Source organism: Janthinobacterium sp. HH104, from assembly GCF_001758715.1.
Taxonomy (GTDB): domain Bacteria; phylum Pseudomonadota; class Gammaproteobacteria; order Burkholderiales; family Burkholderiaceae_D; genus Janthinobacterium; species Janthinobacterium aestuarii.
In genome coordinates this window covers 138,393-152,846 of sequence record NZ_LRIB01000060.1, presented here as the reverse complement: position 1 = coordinate 152,846, position 14,454 = coordinate 138,393, and the positions used below count along the sequence as shown (strand labels likewise).

The following is a 14,454-nucleotide window of genomic DNA, read 5'->3' as shown; positions in this document are numbered from 1 at the left end:
CGGACTATCGCGTGATGAAAACTTTTCTTTATTCACTACTGGGTTTTGTCATTGCCAGCGTCATCGCATGGGGTGCCATGTTGCTGTGGGGCGGTCTGGTCTTGCAGCTGCCACCCGGCGACAGCTATTGGGACCGCACGCCGTATGCGGCCGATATTTTCCTGGCCTGCTGGCTATGCTTTGCTACCGGGGCGGCAGTGCTGGTGGTTCGGCTGGCCCGTTGATACTGGCTCCACTCAATCATTAGTTTGGCTAATAAGTTCATGCGGATTTTGGCATTTCTTGCCATCATCTTCGTCAGCTAGGGGATGATCGTGCTCGACATGTCCATGGTGCAGCTTTCCTAAAGTCCACCAGGAACTGGGCTTTACGGATAAAGGTATGGCCTGGGTGCAAAGCGCCTACACCCTGACTAGGCGGTGCGGTTCACGGTGCCGTGGATGGTGCGGCTGCAAATATTCACGATCCGGCCCTATCGGTGCCGCTTCATCACCTCCATGAACTGCTGGGTCACCTGGATGGCGGCGCGTACGATCGCATGTATCGTGGCCTGGCGTTGCTGTCATGCCGCTGCGGCGGCTGACCATTCGCGCAGCAATTGTCCGAACGCTTCAGCCGCCGCCGTGGTGCTGGTGGCGCGCCAGACGAGCTGGAACTGGGCGGCGGGCAGGGCAGGCAAGCCATGCTGACCATCGATGATCACCATGCCCGGCTCCAAGTCGCCTTGCGGCATGGCCGTGATGGCCAATCCCGCCAGCACGGCGGCGCGCAAGCCCTGCTGGCTGGGCGAGGTGAACGCCACGCGCCAGTCCAGACCGGCGGCATCGAGGGCGTCGACGCCGACTTGCCGGTGCATGCACGGCGCGGGCGAAAACGCCAGCGGCAGCGGCAGCGCGCTGTCGTGCCGGAAATCCTGCGCCGCCGCCCAGACGAAGCGCGTGCGGCGCAGCACGGCCGCCTCATCCTGGCCGCCGGCCAGGGCCATGACGACGGCCAGGTCCAGCGCATCGGCCGCTACTAGTTTCTGCAAGTCAAGATAGGTGCCCACCGTCACATCCAGTCGCACGGCGGGAAACAAATGCGCGAACTGCGCCAGCAGGGCGGGCAGGCGAGCGCCCATGAAATTTTCCGGCACGCCAAAGCGCACGGCACCCGCAATCGAGGAGCGCAGGAAGCGCCGCGACAGCGCATCCTGCGCGGCCAGGATCTGCCGCGCGTGGCGCAGGAAATCTTCGCCATCTTCCGTCAGGCGCAGGCTGCGCGTCGTGCGCAACAGCAGCGCGCTGCCCGCTTGCTCTTCCAGGCGGCGGATCTGGTGGCTGATGGCGGACTGGCTCAGGTGCAGCCGTTCGGCGGCGCGCGTAAAGCCGCCCGTGTCCGCTACGGCGACAAAGGCGCGCAGCAGGGCGGTATCGAAGTCCATGGGTGACGCTCCTGCGATTCATGATGAAAATGAATGAATTGTACAAAATTTTATCATTTCCCTCATGAGTCGAGCTTTTCTAGAATGGCCGCTTGCAGTGCCCCGGCACCACGCATCCCTCCATGACTACCGAAAGCAAAGCTTCGATGCACCTGACTACATCGCAACAAAACGTACTCACCCTGGCCGCCGTCTGCCTGGCCTCGCTCATGTTTGGCTTGGAAATTTCCAGCGTGCCCGTGATCCTGCCCACCCTGGAAACCGTGCTGCATGGCGACTTCAAGGACTTGCAATGGATCATGAACGCCTACACCCTAGCCTGCACCACCGTGCTGATGGCCACGGGCACCCTGGCCGACCGCTATGGCCGCAAGCGCTTGCTGCTCGCCAGCCTGATCCTGTTCGGCCTCAGTTCGCTGGCATGCGGCTGGGCCGGCAGCACGGGCGTGCTGATCGCCGCGCGCGCGCTGCAGGGCATGGCTGGCGGCGCCATGCTGATTTGCCAGGTGGCCGTGCTGTCGCAGCAGTTTCCGGACGGCGCCGCGCGGGGCCGGGCGTTTGGCGCCTGGGGCATCGTGTTTGGCCTGGGCCTGGGCTTCGGTCCCATCGTCGGCGCGGCCATCGTCGCGCTGTCAAACTGGCAGTGGGTATTTCTCGTACACGGACCTTTGGCGCTGGCGGCGTTGCTGCTGGTGACGCTGGGCGTGAGCGAATCGCGCGACCCGCAGCGGCGCAAGCTGGACGTGGCCGGCATCGCCACCCTGTCGCTGGGCGTGTTCAGCCTGGCCTGGTGCCTGACGCAGGGGCCGGCGCTGGGGTTCAGTGATCCGCGCAGCGTGGCCAGCCTGGCCGTGGCGCTGATCAGTCTGATGCTGTTTGTCATGATCGAACGGCGCCAGGCCGAACCGATGATCGACTTTGCGGTGTTCCGCATCCGCCGTTTCTCGGGAGCGCTGCTCGGTTCGGCGGGCATGAACTGCAGTTTCTGGCCGTTCATGATTTATCTGCCCCTGTACGTGCAGTATGGCCTCGGCTACAGCAGCCTGGACACGGGCCTGACCTTGCTGGCCTACACCTTGCCCACCTTGCTCGTGCCACCGCTGGCCGAGCGCCTGGCGCTGCGCTACCGGGCCGATGCCGTCATTCCTGCCGGCTTGCTGGTCATCGGCGTGGGTTTTTTGCTGATGCTGTGGGGCAGCCGTGTGGATGCCGCCAGCTGGCTGACGATCCTGCCCGGCTGCCTGCTGGCGGGCATGGGCCTGGGCCTGACCAACACGCCCGTCACCAATACGACGACGGGCGCCGTACCGGGCGAACGGGCCGGCATGGCTTCCAGCATCGACGTCAGCGCGCGCATGATCAGCCTGTCGGTGAATATCGCGCTGATGGGCTGTATTCTCGTCGCAGCCATCCAGTCCGCCTTGCGGATGCAGTTGCCCGGCGGACTGGACGCAGCCACCTTGCGCGCCATGGCGGAAGGCTTGTCGGTAGGCAAGGGCGCCGGCGCACTGCCGGCCGGCGTGGCGAAGCTGGCGCTGGCGCAGGGATTTGGCGCCGTGATGCTGTATGGCGGCGTGGCCGCCTGCCTGTTCGCCGTGGCCAGCTGGCTGGTGTTTGGCGCCGGACGGACGCGGCATGCAGCCGGGCTGCCAGTGAGGGAATAGCCAGGAGGCTATAATCTGGGCACGTTGACAAGTCTTGCTCAACGTTATTACGAGGCCGCCCATGCATAAACTGATTTCCGAACTCACCCGCCTGTATCTGTTCGACGAGCAACAGCAATACGTCGATGCGGATGGCAGCGCGCAGCCGCTGACGCCGGCCGTGCTGGCGCGCCATCTGTCGGGCGAACAGACGGTGGCCGTGCAACTCGTGACCGGGAGCGGCCTGACGCGCGCGCTGGTGCTGGAGTTTGGCGGCAAGGGCGGCGGCGAAGCGCACTGGAGCGCGCTGTGCACGATCGCCAACGCCGTGCAGCACGAGCTGGACTTGCCGGCGCCCGCCGTCAGCATCTCGGGCACGGCGTTCCAGTTATGGCTGTCCCTGGCCACGCCCGTGCCCGTCGCCCAGGCGCGCCAGTTCGTGCAGCTGCTGCGTTCCACCTTTTTACCTGCCTCGACCGACATCCTCGCCACCGCGCCGCCGGCCGACGTGGAGCAGGTAGCGCTGCCGCCATGTCTGCAGCCATCGGGCAAGTGGGCCGCCTTCATCCACCCCAGCATGGGCGCGGCCTTTGTCGACGAGCCGGGCCTGGACATGCCGCCACCCCCGGCCGCCCAGCTGGGCTTCCTGGAAAGCTTGCGCAGCATCAACCCGGGACAATTCGCGCAGGCGCTGGCCAAGTTGCAGGGACATGCGGGGCTGGCAGATGCCGTGCCGGCTCCCGTCGCCGCTCCATTGGCAACGGTGGTGACCCAGTCACCGACGCAGCCAGGCCTGCTGCTGCAGGACGCCAGCCTGGAAGACATCGTGCGCTGGCTGCATGCGCGTAATATCGAGCCGACGTTCCGGCACCGGTTGCCGTAACGGGGCGCTCCTTCTCCCTGATTGAAGGATACGTTAGATACCCAGGAGGCAACATGACAGTCAAGCGCATGGACAACGTTGGCATCGTGGTAGCAGACATCGATGCCGCCATTGCGTTCTTCACCGAACTTGGTCTCGTACTCGAAGGACGCGCCCCAATTGAAGGAGACTGGGCAGATGGCGTCACCGGTCTGCACGGCATGCGCGTGGAGATTGCGATGATGCGTACGCCGGACGGTCACAGCCGTCTCGAGCTATCCCGCTTCCTCGCGCCGCCCGTGGTCGCCGATCACCGCAACGCCCCAGTGAACGCTCTCGGTTACCTGCGTGTCATGTTTACCGTCGAGGATATCGACGATACGCTCGTCCGGCTCGTCAAGTGCGGCGCGAAGCTGGTCGGCGAAGTAGTCCAGTACGAAAACATGTATCGGCTCTGCTATATTCGTGGTCCGGAAGGAATCCTCATCGGGATTGCCGAACAGCTCGTGCAGAAAACGTCCTGAGGGAATCCCACCGGATCGGTGTCCAGTCCGTTAGTGAAACGACGGCAACTGCCCAGCAGCAGTCGTTGAATATCCAATCAATCTTGCGCAAAAAACAGGGAGAACCACATTGGGAGTAATTGCAGACTTCTTTATCGCTGATCCAGCCGAGGCCATCCGATATGCAAATCGGATTGAAGAGCCTGACGAGGGCGAGGAAATTGCGCTTTTGTTGAATCCGGTCCAATTCAATGGCATCACAGACCTGGAAATCGGTACTCTTTGGGCCATTTTGGAACGCAGCGAGTGGGATATCGAAAAACACATGCCTGAAGACATCTACGTTGAGGAGGATGGCGAGTCCTGGCTTCACCGTTTTCCGGACGAGCTGACGAGCCTTCTCGCAAATTCAAGTGCGGACGGGTTGGAGAGCGCATCGGAGCAATGGGCAAAAACTGAAGAGATCGACTGTAATGCAGCAGATTTGCGGCCGCTCTTGAAGGATTTGCAATCGCTCGCACGGCAAGCCATCTCCACAGGGCAGTCCATTTATCTTTGGGGCTGTCTCTAAGGCTACTTCGTGGCAACTGCGTACCCCCACTGAAAGGTTCGCTTTGGGGCGGGATCGGCCCTTTGCGACCGTTCGTAAATTTTGCCGCCTAGCAACCTACTATACTGTGCCGGACGGTTGAGTTCGGCCAAGACTTGACCTTGGGCCAATCGAAAAAACCGAGCATAGTCCATTTGTAGATGCAAGATGAGGAGTTTTCTGTGTTGAAGCCAAATATGGTCACACTGGCAAGGTTCGGGATGGCGATCGCGTTGGCGAGTGCCGTGGCAGGAGCAACGGCCGAAAACCTCAAACGGTTCGAGTTTTCGACAAGCGACATGGCATCGGCGACGTGCGCGTTCACGTCGCCACTCCCGGCCGACTTTGCTGTTCTCGCTGCTGGCGAATACGGCGGTCGCCCTACCGATTTCCAGATCGATCAGTCCGGGCACGAAGCCACACGAATTGATGCCTTGGTCAACTCGAGCAACAAGCCCGTCATTCTGATGTTGGGGGCATACGAGCCTACCGTATGGAACATCGGGTGGACCCGCGGGACCGAAATTGCCGGCGTTCTCGTGAGCGGCTATCACCGGCAAGCGGTGGCTGGTCTGCCCAAGGGCACACCAATCATCAACAGCACCTACGACAACCGGGGTCCATGCGGTCATTTTTATATAAAAGCCGATCAATTGGACGGACTCAATCCACTGGCCCGACGCGTGTTCGGGCGGGCTGTCGACAAGGTATATTTGTCGAGAAAGGGCAAAGTCGTGATCGGCGAGTCCTTTGATGATCAAACTGAGCTCCTTACATCGGCCGATGTGACACCGGATTCGTTTCGCGATCAAAAGGCAGTTTTGGCTGGACCTGCCGGACTGGCGGATGCAGTCCGCAAAGGCATCCTGCGGGTGGCGACAGCAGCCGATGTCCGTGCCTGGGACGCGGCCACCAGGAAGGCGGCATCTGCCGACACTCCACCAGTCGCGGGCGGAAACTTGCTCGCAACGCGCGAAATTCATAACGGTTACGTTGTGTTGAAAGGGTTTGAGCTACCAGCCGGCTTATACGGTGCACACTCGGCGACTTTTATTGTGCCGAAGGGAGTGCCAGTTCCGACGGGTAAACTGGGTCATTCCAGGATGCTTGACTACAATTCCATGCACTGCACCGGCGCTCTCTGTCGTGCCGGCCGATAACTTCCGAGCTCAGCAGCGCGAATGCGGTCAGCGAACCAGCATTCGGAGACCTTCACGATATTTCGCCCCGTGGGCAAAGTGACGGCGGTCGACAGAATCGCCGATCACTTGATCCTCGCATGTCCGCTTCGGGGCGATACCTGGCAACGACGGCAAGCGGTCATTCCAGCGAGTTTGCATTAGCTGCGCGGGTGTTCGTCTGTGGCCTGCCAAGTGCCAGTGGCGCGGTTGGAGATGAGATTCGAATGCTCCGCACCTTTCTCCGCGCGCTTGCGACAACGCGAAGCATCGAAGTCAAGATTGTTTTGCACGATTAAACATGTAGCGCTCTCTGCTACTCTGGGGGCGACAGTTGCCGTACACTGTATGGCTGAGATTGGCCAGAAGCCGGCCTTCCTGGCGACAGTTTAAACTGTTGACTCATTCACTGACCGCCCTGATCGGCCCACACTACCATGTTCTTCCGTCTCGCCTTCCTTGCCGCCACCCTGACGCTCGGCTTCGCCGATTCGGCTGTCGCCGATACCGCCGTCCTTGAAAAACTCACAGCTAGCCGGCTCGCTATCACTGTTGACAAAGGCACGTTATCGGGACCCGGTGCGGCACTGCTGCTGCAGGCTTCGCGCCAGGCGCAGTACGTCCTCCTCGGCGAGGATCATGGTGTCGCCGAGATCGCCCAGTTCTCATCCGCCTACTTCAACGCCTTGCCCCCTGCCGGCTTCACGACCTTGGTAACCGAAAATGGTCCAGCCGTGACGAGTGCGCTCGAAGGGATACTCAAGGGCGACGACGCGGTTGCTGCTATCGCCAGATTCGACGCCATCTATCCGGACTCCGTTGCTTTCTACACCATGCGCCAGGAAGCAGAGATGCTCGCCGGCTTTGCTATGGCCGCAGGACCGCGCTTCCAGCACTGGGGCATCGATCAGGAATTCGTTGGTGCGGCCAAATACCTGATCACCCTGATGCTGGCCCAGCCGGTTAATCCGGCCGCCCGCACGAAGCTGGAGGCCTTGCGTCAAATGGAAGCTGTCGCGTCTCAAAAGGCGGTAGCCACCGGCAATCCCTTAGAGTACTTTATGCTGTCGGCCTCAACCGAGGAACTGACCTCGTTGCGCCCGCTACTTGCCGGCCCCAAAGAGCAAACCGCGCTAGGCCTGCTCGATGCATTGCTGGCCACACGCGCCATCTATCAGAAAAGTGCCTCTCAAGTGCCCGGCGATCGCGACCTATCCAACCGCTTACGTTTGACGCTGTTAAAGCGGACCCTGGAAACCCGGCTCGGCATGCAAGAGCAAAAGCTGGTGGTCAAGGTCGGCGCAAATCACGCATACAAGGGCATTAATCCACTCAACAATCGTGACATTGGCAACTTTCTGGCTGAACGCGCCGAAGGCCAGGGCCATACCACGCTGCACCTGATCGTGATGGCGGCGAAGGGGACGCAACTGAGATTTGCGGGAGCGGGCAAGCCATATCAGCCGGCACAAATCAAACTTGACAGCTCGGCCTTCAAACTGCTGGCCAGTGCAGGCGCCACCGACGGCAGTTGGTCTCTATTTGATCTGCGGTCACTGCGGCCAGGCTCGCGCAAACTGGCGGAGGGCGACATTGAAATGTTCAACCTGATCAACGGCTACGATTTTGCCCTGATTATCCCCGAAGGCAGCGCTTCTGCGCAGCTCTTGACACCGTAGAAGGGGGGGGCAGGCATTTCAATAATTGCAATTATGCAATTGTACTGATTCCCCGCTGCGAAACGGCCAAGCGTGGAACAAACATATAAATTCTGAAGTTCACATAACACTTACCGCTGACGAAGCCCTTGTGTTATTTGAGCTTTTGAGCCGCTACTCTGATTCAGGCCAGTTGAATATAATAGACCAATCAGAACAAAGGGCGCTCTGGAATCTATGCTGCATTCTTGAGAAAAAATCAGTAGCTCCATTTAATATGGAATATGCTCAAACGCTGTCAGAAGCTCGGGCGCGATTGCGTGATGAGGAATAATTTCGAACTTCCGCTTTGGGGCGGAACCTGGCAAGGACGGCAACCGGCCAGAAGCAGACGGAATACTGGACGTCGATATCATCTCAACTGTAGTGGAGGCGAGAATTCAAAGCTATCTATTCGCATCGTCAAACGAACCAAGTGCAACAGCGTCTTTGTCGATTGAAGCCTTAATGGCGGCGGCCTGTGCCGAGCTTTTCTCGGTTACGCTCGCCAGTGACGAAGAATTGGAGTTGCTGATGGGTTTGCTCGGCATTGAACCATTGCGCTCAATATCGTTGCGGCCTAACACTGAGTTCCTTGCGCTCTTTGATTATTCCGATAAGTTTTTACCTCAAATGAATCAGGAAGACTTTGACGTATTTTATGAGAAATGGCTACGCTTAACTCACCGAGATTCAAATATGGATGAGTATGGACAGCTGTTATTTCTTCAAGGGCGGGCTGCTAGCTGGAACCAGATGGCGAGCAGGTTCATACTCCGCGAAGCCCCAATGACATCAGCAGAGTGACTCCAACCGGCCAATAGCGGCCGTTGAGTACCTCGACTATCTGCGAAGAGTCAACAATGTAAAACTATTCGCTCAACCGGACGGCGATAGCGCTATGCGCCTCCGCCGCCAGTTAACACAACGTTGATTGATCCAGCATGGACATTATCGCCATCTTACAAAAGAAGATTTCCTTACTTGATTCTGGGGGACACTCGGCTGGGCTTAAGGCGACGCTTTCCCACATTGAGATTGCATTCCGTCACCTAATGCGCGGTCAAAAAGATGAAGATCAAACTGCATTTACCGATGCTGTTTACAGAACGAATCAAGCGTTCGAAGGGGGCATAAAGGAAGCATATCGTGTTCTTACAAAGAAAAACCCTGAGAATGTCCGCCCGTATGAGATTGAGTTGCATTTCTCAAAATCTGGAACATTCAGGCAGCGCGTTCTGGATCAATTCACTAACTACAGGAAGGAATGGAGAAATCCATCAACACATGACTACAAGTTGGATTTTAACGAGAGCGAAGCATTTCTGGCGATAGTCTCTGTTACTGCATTTTCTTGTCTCCTTCTAGATGAAATAGCCCGACAGCTTGCGTACGATAGGGAGGTGGTTGCAGTACAAGAAATTGCAGGCAAAGTAAGGCAAGAAGTTAACGTTAGCAATGGTGATCTCCTTACGAGAACTGTAGAGGCCCTAAAAGTCTATTTCTTGCGACGCACTTATGAGCATATCAAGAGTGGTACAGCTGCTCAATGGCTCGGGTCTGTTAGTGGCTTTTTGGCTGCGATCATTCCAGACGTAGCAATTACGATCGATGCACCGCTGGGAAGAGAGAGCCTTCATATAACTGCCGATCTGTTGATTGAGTGCGGCAATGAAAGAGTGATAGTTGAAATAAAAAACAGGTTAAACATCCTGACTTACAAACACCTTCTCAACCAAGTAGAACAATTGATGCTTTCATCTGGAATCAGCGACGGAGTGATATTTTTCTTACCGACAATGCTCGAATCAGAAAAAATATACGAGGCCGAAAATGTAATTCTTGATGGAAATGGTAGGCTGCGCACCATTAGTCCGGTAGCAATCTAACATGGCGCTTAACCTCGTTCGTTACGGTCACTGGACGGTGCGCGATAAAACGGTGCAGTGCCGGTTAGTTCCATATCGAACGAGCACATTGTAGAACTGCGGCCGTCCGAAAAGGGGCGGAAGCTGCCGATGACGGCAACCAAAAGCGGTCGTTCACCGTACTCTTCTTCATCGGGTATTCGATACCAATTGATAAGCGTGCCAGCATGGCATAATCGCTAGCGATTATGTCAAGATAACTTTGCGTTAATTTCGAATTGTCTATATGACCAAGAACCGAGTTCCAATGTATCCACGGGATGGCGCCGCCTCATTTAAATTGCCCTCTAAAAAAGAAGGGACGATTCAGCGAATGATTTCACTTGGGGAGTTTGCTGAGATGTTCACTGAGGAAGAGACGTTTAAAGTTCAGAGTCCCGAATCAGTAGATCCCGCAAGGGCAAATCCGCATGCAATGTGGGTTACGGAAAAGATTGCAGATGTTGGATCGTCTTCTCCCATAGTAGCACGGACACTTATCATGGCATATGACATGCTGAGAAGCCGTATTCCGTTAAGCGATGATGAGAAGATAAAAAACGTACTTCTGCTACTGGATAAGATCAAGAACAATCTTCTGCAATGCAGCCACTCCTCGGCCACTTACATTGAAGCTGAGAAAGAGCAAGCTGAGGTGTTTGCGAATACAGTTCAAGGAGGCGGCACTCGAGTGTACGCAAACTTCCCTGTCGTTCCCGACATCGAATCAACGGTAACGAATTTCCTTATCTCCGCTCGGCGAATAATTACTGAGGTTTGCCAAATTCCTGTTCACTTTTGGGATACGAAGCAAACTCATAGTTCACTAGACTATCTTCTCGACAAGGAATTGATACCCCGTCTTGGCAACGAACACCGAATGGTCGTCTGGTTCAAAGAGAGAGCCGATATAATCAGAAGGATTATCGCGTTTCGAAACGGGCAAGAACATGGGGCCACAACTAAGGGCGCAAAGCTCGTAATTAAGAATTTTGAGCTACTACCGACCAATGAAGTGCATGTGCCTTTGTGGTATTTGGACGGACAAAGGCCCACTTCCATTGCTGAGGAGATGCCGATTATCGTGATGGCCTTAGTTGAATTCGCGGAAACGATGTTAGTCGGCTGTATTGATGCGACCTTGCCTGACTTTCCACCGATGATGTTGGTGCAAGCAGAGCCCAAACCAGTGTGTCCCGTCCAGTACGAGCTCATCGTTGACGCTTCACGTCTAAAGTTTCCAACTGCGGAGCAGGAAGCTAAATAGGTTTGCAGGTTGAGATTCGCATTTTTGTCATTGTCCTGCAAACGCGGCTTCGACGGTTGGGTAAGTCCTGGATCGAAGGCACTTCCATCTCAAGCGTTGAGAAATTCCAAAGGCCGCTTCGGGGCGAAAGCGGACACTACTATGCGGTCGCAGCGTCGAGGTGGCATGCGGCCAAGAAGGCTTTCATTGTCCTGGCCGCACGCATGTTAGCGGCATCCTGAAATCAGCGCGCCATTTCCCTGGCCAGGGTCAACACCAGTTCCTCCGCCCCCATTTCCCGCGCCAGCGGCGCGCCTTGACCAGCCCACTGCGCGGCGAATTCGCTGTTGCCGTGCTGGCTGGCCAGCGCGTTTAATTGTTTGGCGGCATCGTAGGCGACCGGGTAGTCGGCTGGCGGCGGGCTGCCCGGACCTTCGCCGTGTTCGATCAGACGGTTCACCATGCCGCGTGCCAGGCGGCCCGATAGCACGCTGGTCAGGCGCGTGCTTGCGGCACGTTCGCTTTTCAGGTTGGCGCGGTAGCCCGCGTTGGCCGACGATTCCGGACATAGCACGAACGCCGTGCCCAGCTGGGCGGCTGCGGCGCCCAGGTCCAGCGCGGCGCGGATGCCTTGTCCATCCATGATGCCGCCGGCGGCGATCAGGGGCAGGGCGGTGCTGCCTGCCAGCAGGCGCAGCAGGACGCTGGTGCTGTGGCGCTCGTCCGGCGCTTGCGGGTCGAAGACGCCGCGATGGCCGCCCGCTTCCACGCCTTGCGCCACGATGGCGTCGACTCCCGCCTGTTCGATCAGCGCCGCCTCGTGCAGATTCGTGGCCGTCGCCATCGTGTAGATGCCGGCCTGGCGCAGGGCAGCAATCTGCTGCGGCGTTGGCAAGCCGAAATGGAAGCTCACGACGGCGGGGCGCAGTTCCAGCAACAGCTCGAATGCCGCGTCATTGCCGATGAACGTTTCGTAGATTTCGTCGAGCGCCACGGGGGCGGCCGCGCCCAACTCCGCAAACAGGGGCGCCAGGTGGGCCAGCCAGGTCGCTTCGCGCTGCGCATCCCTGATCGCCGGCGCATGGCAAAACACATTCACATTGAAGGGACGGTCCGTCAGCGCGCGCGTGTCCATGATCATCTGGCGCGCCTGCGCCACGGTGCCAGAGCCGATAGCCAGCGAACCGAGGCCGCCCGCGTTCGAGACGGCGGCGGCCATGCGCGGCGTGGAGATACCGGCCATCGGCGCCTGGATGATGGGCAACTGCAAGCCGAGGCGGTCGAGGAAGGGCTGGAACGAGCTCATGGTGTTTCCTTCACGAAGTAGAAGACATTGTGCAATGTTCGTATTTGAAGAATATAATAGCACAATCATTTTTAAATAGAGAATACGATGGACATGGAATCCCTGACGATTTTTTGCGCCGTGGCCAGTGAACTGAGCGTCACCCAGGCAGCAGCCAGACTGGGGCGCGCGCCGTCCAGCGTCACCACGCGCATCCAGCAGCTGGAAGCCGATATCGGCGCGGAACTGTTCGTGCGCACGAATAAACGCATGGCGCTGACGGCTGCCGGCGAGCGCTTTCTCGAGTATGCGCAGCGTTTGCTGGCGCTGGCGGAAGAAGCGCGGCACGTCGTCACGGGCGGGCGCGACGGCGGCACCTTGCGCGTCGGCAGCATGGAAAGCACGGCGGCCAGCCGCTTGCCAGCATTGTTGGCCGCGTATCACGCCCGCCATCCGGCGACGCGCCTGGCGCTGAGCACGGGGCCGTCGCGCCCCCTGATCGAGCAAGTGCGCACGGGCTTGCTCGACTGCGCTTTTGTCGCCTTGCCGCCCTCGTTCGGCGGCGCCGCCGCATTGGAAGAGCTGGGCCTGGCATCGATGGCCGTGTGGCGCGAGGAACTGTGTCTGCTGCTGCCAGCCAGCGAAGGGCAGGCGCGCAGCGCCATGGACGTGCGCACGCGTTCGCTGGCTGCCTTCCCGCAGGGCTGCACTTACCGCGGCATCGCGGAAAAGGTGCTGGACGTGGCCGGCAGCACGCAGTGGCAGGTGCAGGAAATGAATTCGTATCACACCATGATCGCCTGCGTGGCGGCCGGCGCCTGCGTGACCTTGCTGCCGGCCAGCGTGCTGGCGCTGTCGGACGCGCCGGCCACCTTGACAACCCTGCCCGCAGGGGAGATCGACACCGTGCTGGTGTGGCGCGCCGGGTTCGACGTGCCCGCCTTCCGGCATTTGCTGGCGCAAGTAGGCGAGGCGGCGCTGTGAGCGCGCCGGCCAGGCTGCGCGCCGCCATCGCGGCGGCCGTCATCCTCGCCATCGGCATGGGCTTTGGCCGCTTTGCCTTCACGGCCATCTATCCGCATATGGTCAGGGAAGGCGTCTTGAGCTTGCGCGACGGCAGCCTGGCCGCCTCGGCCAACTATGCCGGCTATTTGCTGGGCGCCATCCTGGCCATGCGCGCGCGGGCCCACAGCGCGCACCGGCTGTGCCTGTGGTCGGTGGCCGGTACGGCGCTGTGCCTGGGCGTGCTGGCCTTGACTATGCCCGTCTGGCTCATCGTGGCGGTGCGCGGCGTGGCCGGCGTTTTCAGCGCCCTGGCCATGGTGGCCGCCTCGCTGTGGCTGCTGGTGCAGCGCGGACATGGTCGCGGTGCGCCGCTGCTGTATGCGGGCGTGGGAGCGGGCATCGCCGTGTCGGCCGAATTGCTGGTGCTGGCTTCGCAACTGGGCTGGCACAGCGCCGGCATGTGGCTGCTGCTGGCCGGCGTTACCGCGCTGGCGGGGCTGGCGGCGGCGCCCGCCATTGCCGCCAGCAGTCAGGAAACCCTGGCTGCACCGGCGCAAGCCGCCGTATCGGCCCTGGCGCCCGTGGCGCCGTGGCCGCTGGTGCTGATCTACGGATTGGCAGGATTTGGTTATATCGTCACGGCCACGTATTTGCCCGTGCTGGTCGGCGCTGCGTTGCCCGGACTGAACTCCGCCCACGTGTGGGCCGTGTTCGGCCTGGGGGCGGCGCCGTCGTGTTTCCTGTGGCACCGGCTGCACGAGCGACTTGGCACGCGCCAGGCGCTGAGGCTCAATTTGCTGCTGCAGGCGCTGGGCGTGGCGCTTCCCGTGCTGGCGCCCACGGCCGCCGGCTACCTGTTCAGCGCCGTCCTCGTCGGCGGCACGTTTGTCGGCACGGTGACCATCGCCATGCCGGCCGCGCAGCGGGCCGCCGTCAAGGCAGCTAAGTTTGGCTCGAACATGATGGCCATCATGACGATGGTGTATGGCATCGGCCAGATCATCGGCCCTGTGCTGGCCGGCAGCCTGTATGCGCAGTCGCACAGTTTCAACAGCGCGCTATTGGCGGCGGCTGGCGCGTTGCTGCTGGCGATTCTCGTCAGCCTGCGGCTATGAA

Annotated in this window: 14 protein-coding genes; 12 read left to right on the top strand and 2 right to left on the bottom strand. The window is 59.4% G+C overall.

From position 1 onward, the window contains the following. Positions 1-11: 11 nt before the first annotated feature. Positions 12-224: a hypothetical protein gene (locus tag JAB6_RS27560; protein ID WP_139143528.1), complete on the top strand. Its 213-nt coding sequence runs from the start codon at positions 12-14 to the stop codon at positions 222-224. Between the two features lie 338 nt (positions 225-562). Here JAB6_RS27560 and JAB6_RS27555 read toward each other — a convergent pair whose 3' ends face one another. Continuing rightward, the gene (locus JAB6_RS27555; protein WP_034754753.1) at positions 563-1,423 is read right to left on the bottom strand and encodes a LysR substrate-binding domain-containing protein; all 861 of its coding nucleotides are present in this window, start codon (positions 1,421-1,423) and stop codon (positions 563-565) included. Positions 1,424-1,569: 146 nt separating this feature from the next. Between JAB6_RS27555 and JAB6_RS27550 the strand changes: the two genes are divergently transcribed. The 9 genes from JAB6_RS27550 to JAB6_RS27510 all read left to right on the top strand — a co-directional run bounded on the left by JAB6_RS27550 (position 1,570) and on the right by JAB6_RS27510 (position 11,069). Further along, positions 1,570-3,087: an MFS transporter gene (locus tag JAB6_RS27550; protein ID WP_070305989.1), complete on the top strand. Its 1,518-nt coding sequence runs from the start codon at positions 1,570-1,572 to the stop codon at positions 3,085-3,087. Between the two features lie 61 nt (positions 3,088-3,148). Beyond that, positions 3,149-3,949: a hypothetical protein gene (locus JAB6_RS27545; protein WP_070305988.1), complete on the top strand. Its 801-nt coding sequence runs from the start codon at positions 3,149-3,151 to the stop codon at positions 3,947-3,949. Between the two features lie 53 nt (positions 3,950-4,002). Further along, positions 4,003-4,452 carry a VOC family protein gene (locus JAB6_RS27540; RefSeq protein ID WP_070305987.1) on the top strand — a complete coding sequence of 150 codons (450 nt, stop codon included), beginning with the start codon at positions 4,003-4,005 and terminating at the stop codon, positions 4,450-4,452. 109 nt (positions 4,453-4,561) lie between these two features. Beyond that, positions 4,562-5,002 carry a hypothetical protein gene (locus tag JAB6_RS27535; RefSeq protein WP_070305986.1) on the top strand — a complete coding sequence of 147 codons (441 nt, stop codon included), beginning with the start codon at positions 4,562-4,564 and terminating at the stop codon, positions 5,000-5,002. 215 nt (positions 5,003-5,217) lie between these two features. Further along, positions 5,218-6,180 carry a hypothetical protein gene (locus tag JAB6_RS27530; RefSeq protein ID WP_070305985.1) on the top strand — a complete coding sequence of 321 codons (963 nt, stop codon included), beginning with the start codon at positions 5,218-5,220 and terminating at the stop codon, positions 6,178-6,180. A 455-nt stretch (positions 6,181-6,635) separates the two neighbouring features. Further along, entirely contained in the window at positions 6,636-7,877 is a 1,242-nt protein-coding gene (locus JAB6_RS27525) for a hypothetical protein (RefSeq protein ID WP_070305984.1), read from the top strand. A 468-nt stretch (positions 7,878-8,345) separates the two neighbouring features. Further along, complete coding sequence (locus JAB6_RS27520) at positions 8,346-8,702, top strand: hypothetical protein (protein ID WP_139143527.1); 357 nt, start codon at positions 8,346-8,348, stop codon at positions 8,700-8,702. A 137-nt stretch (positions 8,703-8,839) separates the two neighbouring features. Then, on the top strand, positions 8,840-9,784 hold the full coding sequence (locus JAB6_RS27515) for a hypothetical protein (protein WP_070305982.1): 945 nt from the start codon (positions 8,840-8,842) through the stop codon (positions 9,782-9,784). Between the two features lie 265 nt (positions 9,785-10,049). After that, positions 10,050-11,069, top strand: coding sequence for a hypothetical protein (locus JAB6_RS27510; protein WP_139143526.1), 1,020 nt, complete (start codon positions 10,050-10,052; stop codon positions 11,067-11,069). A 223-nt stretch (positions 11,070-11,292) separates the two neighbouring features. Here JAB6_RS27510 and JAB6_RS27500 read toward each other — a convergent pair whose 3' ends face one another. Next, a complete protein-coding gene (locus JAB6_RS27500; RefSeq protein WP_070305979.1) occupies positions 11,293-12,354 on the bottom strand; it encodes a nitronate monooxygenase family protein in 1,062 nt (353 codons plus the stop codon). A gap of 87 nt (positions 12,355-12,441) precedes the next feature. Here JAB6_RS27500 and JAB6_RS27495 point away from each other — a divergent pair, with 87 nt between their 5' ends. Beyond that, positions 12,442-13,317 (top strand): LysR family transcriptional regulator, encoded by an 876-nt coding sequence (locus tag JAB6_RS27495; RefSeq protein ID WP_070305978.1) that lies wholly within the window; start codon positions 12,442-12,444, stop codon positions 13,315-13,317. Next, positions 13,314-14,453, top strand: coding sequence for a YbfB/YjiJ family MFS transporter (locus JAB6_RS27490; RefSeq protein WP_070305977.1), 1,140 nt, complete (start codon positions 13,314-13,316; stop codon positions 14,451-14,453). The genes JAB6_RS27495 and JAB6_RS27490 overlap by 4 nt, the downstream gene beginning before the upstream one ends. Position 14,454: the final 1 nt, after the last annotated feature.

Coding starts and splice junctions, on each gene's coding strand:
- JAB6_RS27555 (WP_034754753.1), bottom strand. CDS start 1,423: ATGGACTTCGATACCGCCCTGCTGCGCGCCTTTGTCGCCGTAGCGGAC.
- JAB6_RS27550 (WP_070305989.1), top strand. CDS start 1,570: ATGCACCTGACTACATCGCAACAAAACGTACTCACCCTGGCCGCCGTC.
- JAB6_RS27545 (WP_070305988.1), top strand. CDS start 3,149: ATGCATAAACTGATTTCCGAACTCACCCGCCTGTATCTGTTCGACGAG.
- JAB6_RS27540 (WP_070305987.1), top strand. CDS start 4,003: ATGACAGTCAAGCGCATGGACAACGTTGGCATCGTGGTAGCAGACATC.
- JAB6_RS27530 (WP_070305985.1), top strand. CDS start 5,218: ATGGTCACACTGGCAAGGTTCGGGATGGCGATCGCGTTGGCGAGTGCC.
- JAB6_RS27525 (WP_070305984.1), top strand. CDS start 6,636: ATGTTCTTCCGTCTCGCCTTCCTTGCCGCCACCCTGACGCTCGGCTTC.
- JAB6_RS27515 (WP_070305982.1), top strand. CDS start 8,840: ATGGACATTATCGCCATCTTACAAAAGAAGATTTCCTTACTTGATTCT.
- JAB6_RS27510 (WP_139143526.1), top strand. CDS start 10,050: ATGACCAAGAACCGAGTTCCAATGTATCCACGGGATGGCGCCGCCTCA.
- JAB6_RS27500 (WP_070305979.1), bottom strand. CDS start 12,354: ATGAGCTCGTTCCAGCCCTTCCTCGACCGCCTCGGCTTGCAGTTGCCC.
- JAB6_RS27495 (WP_070305978.1), top strand. CDS start 12,442: ATGGACATGGAATCCCTGACGATTTTTTGCGCCGTGGCCAGTGAACTG.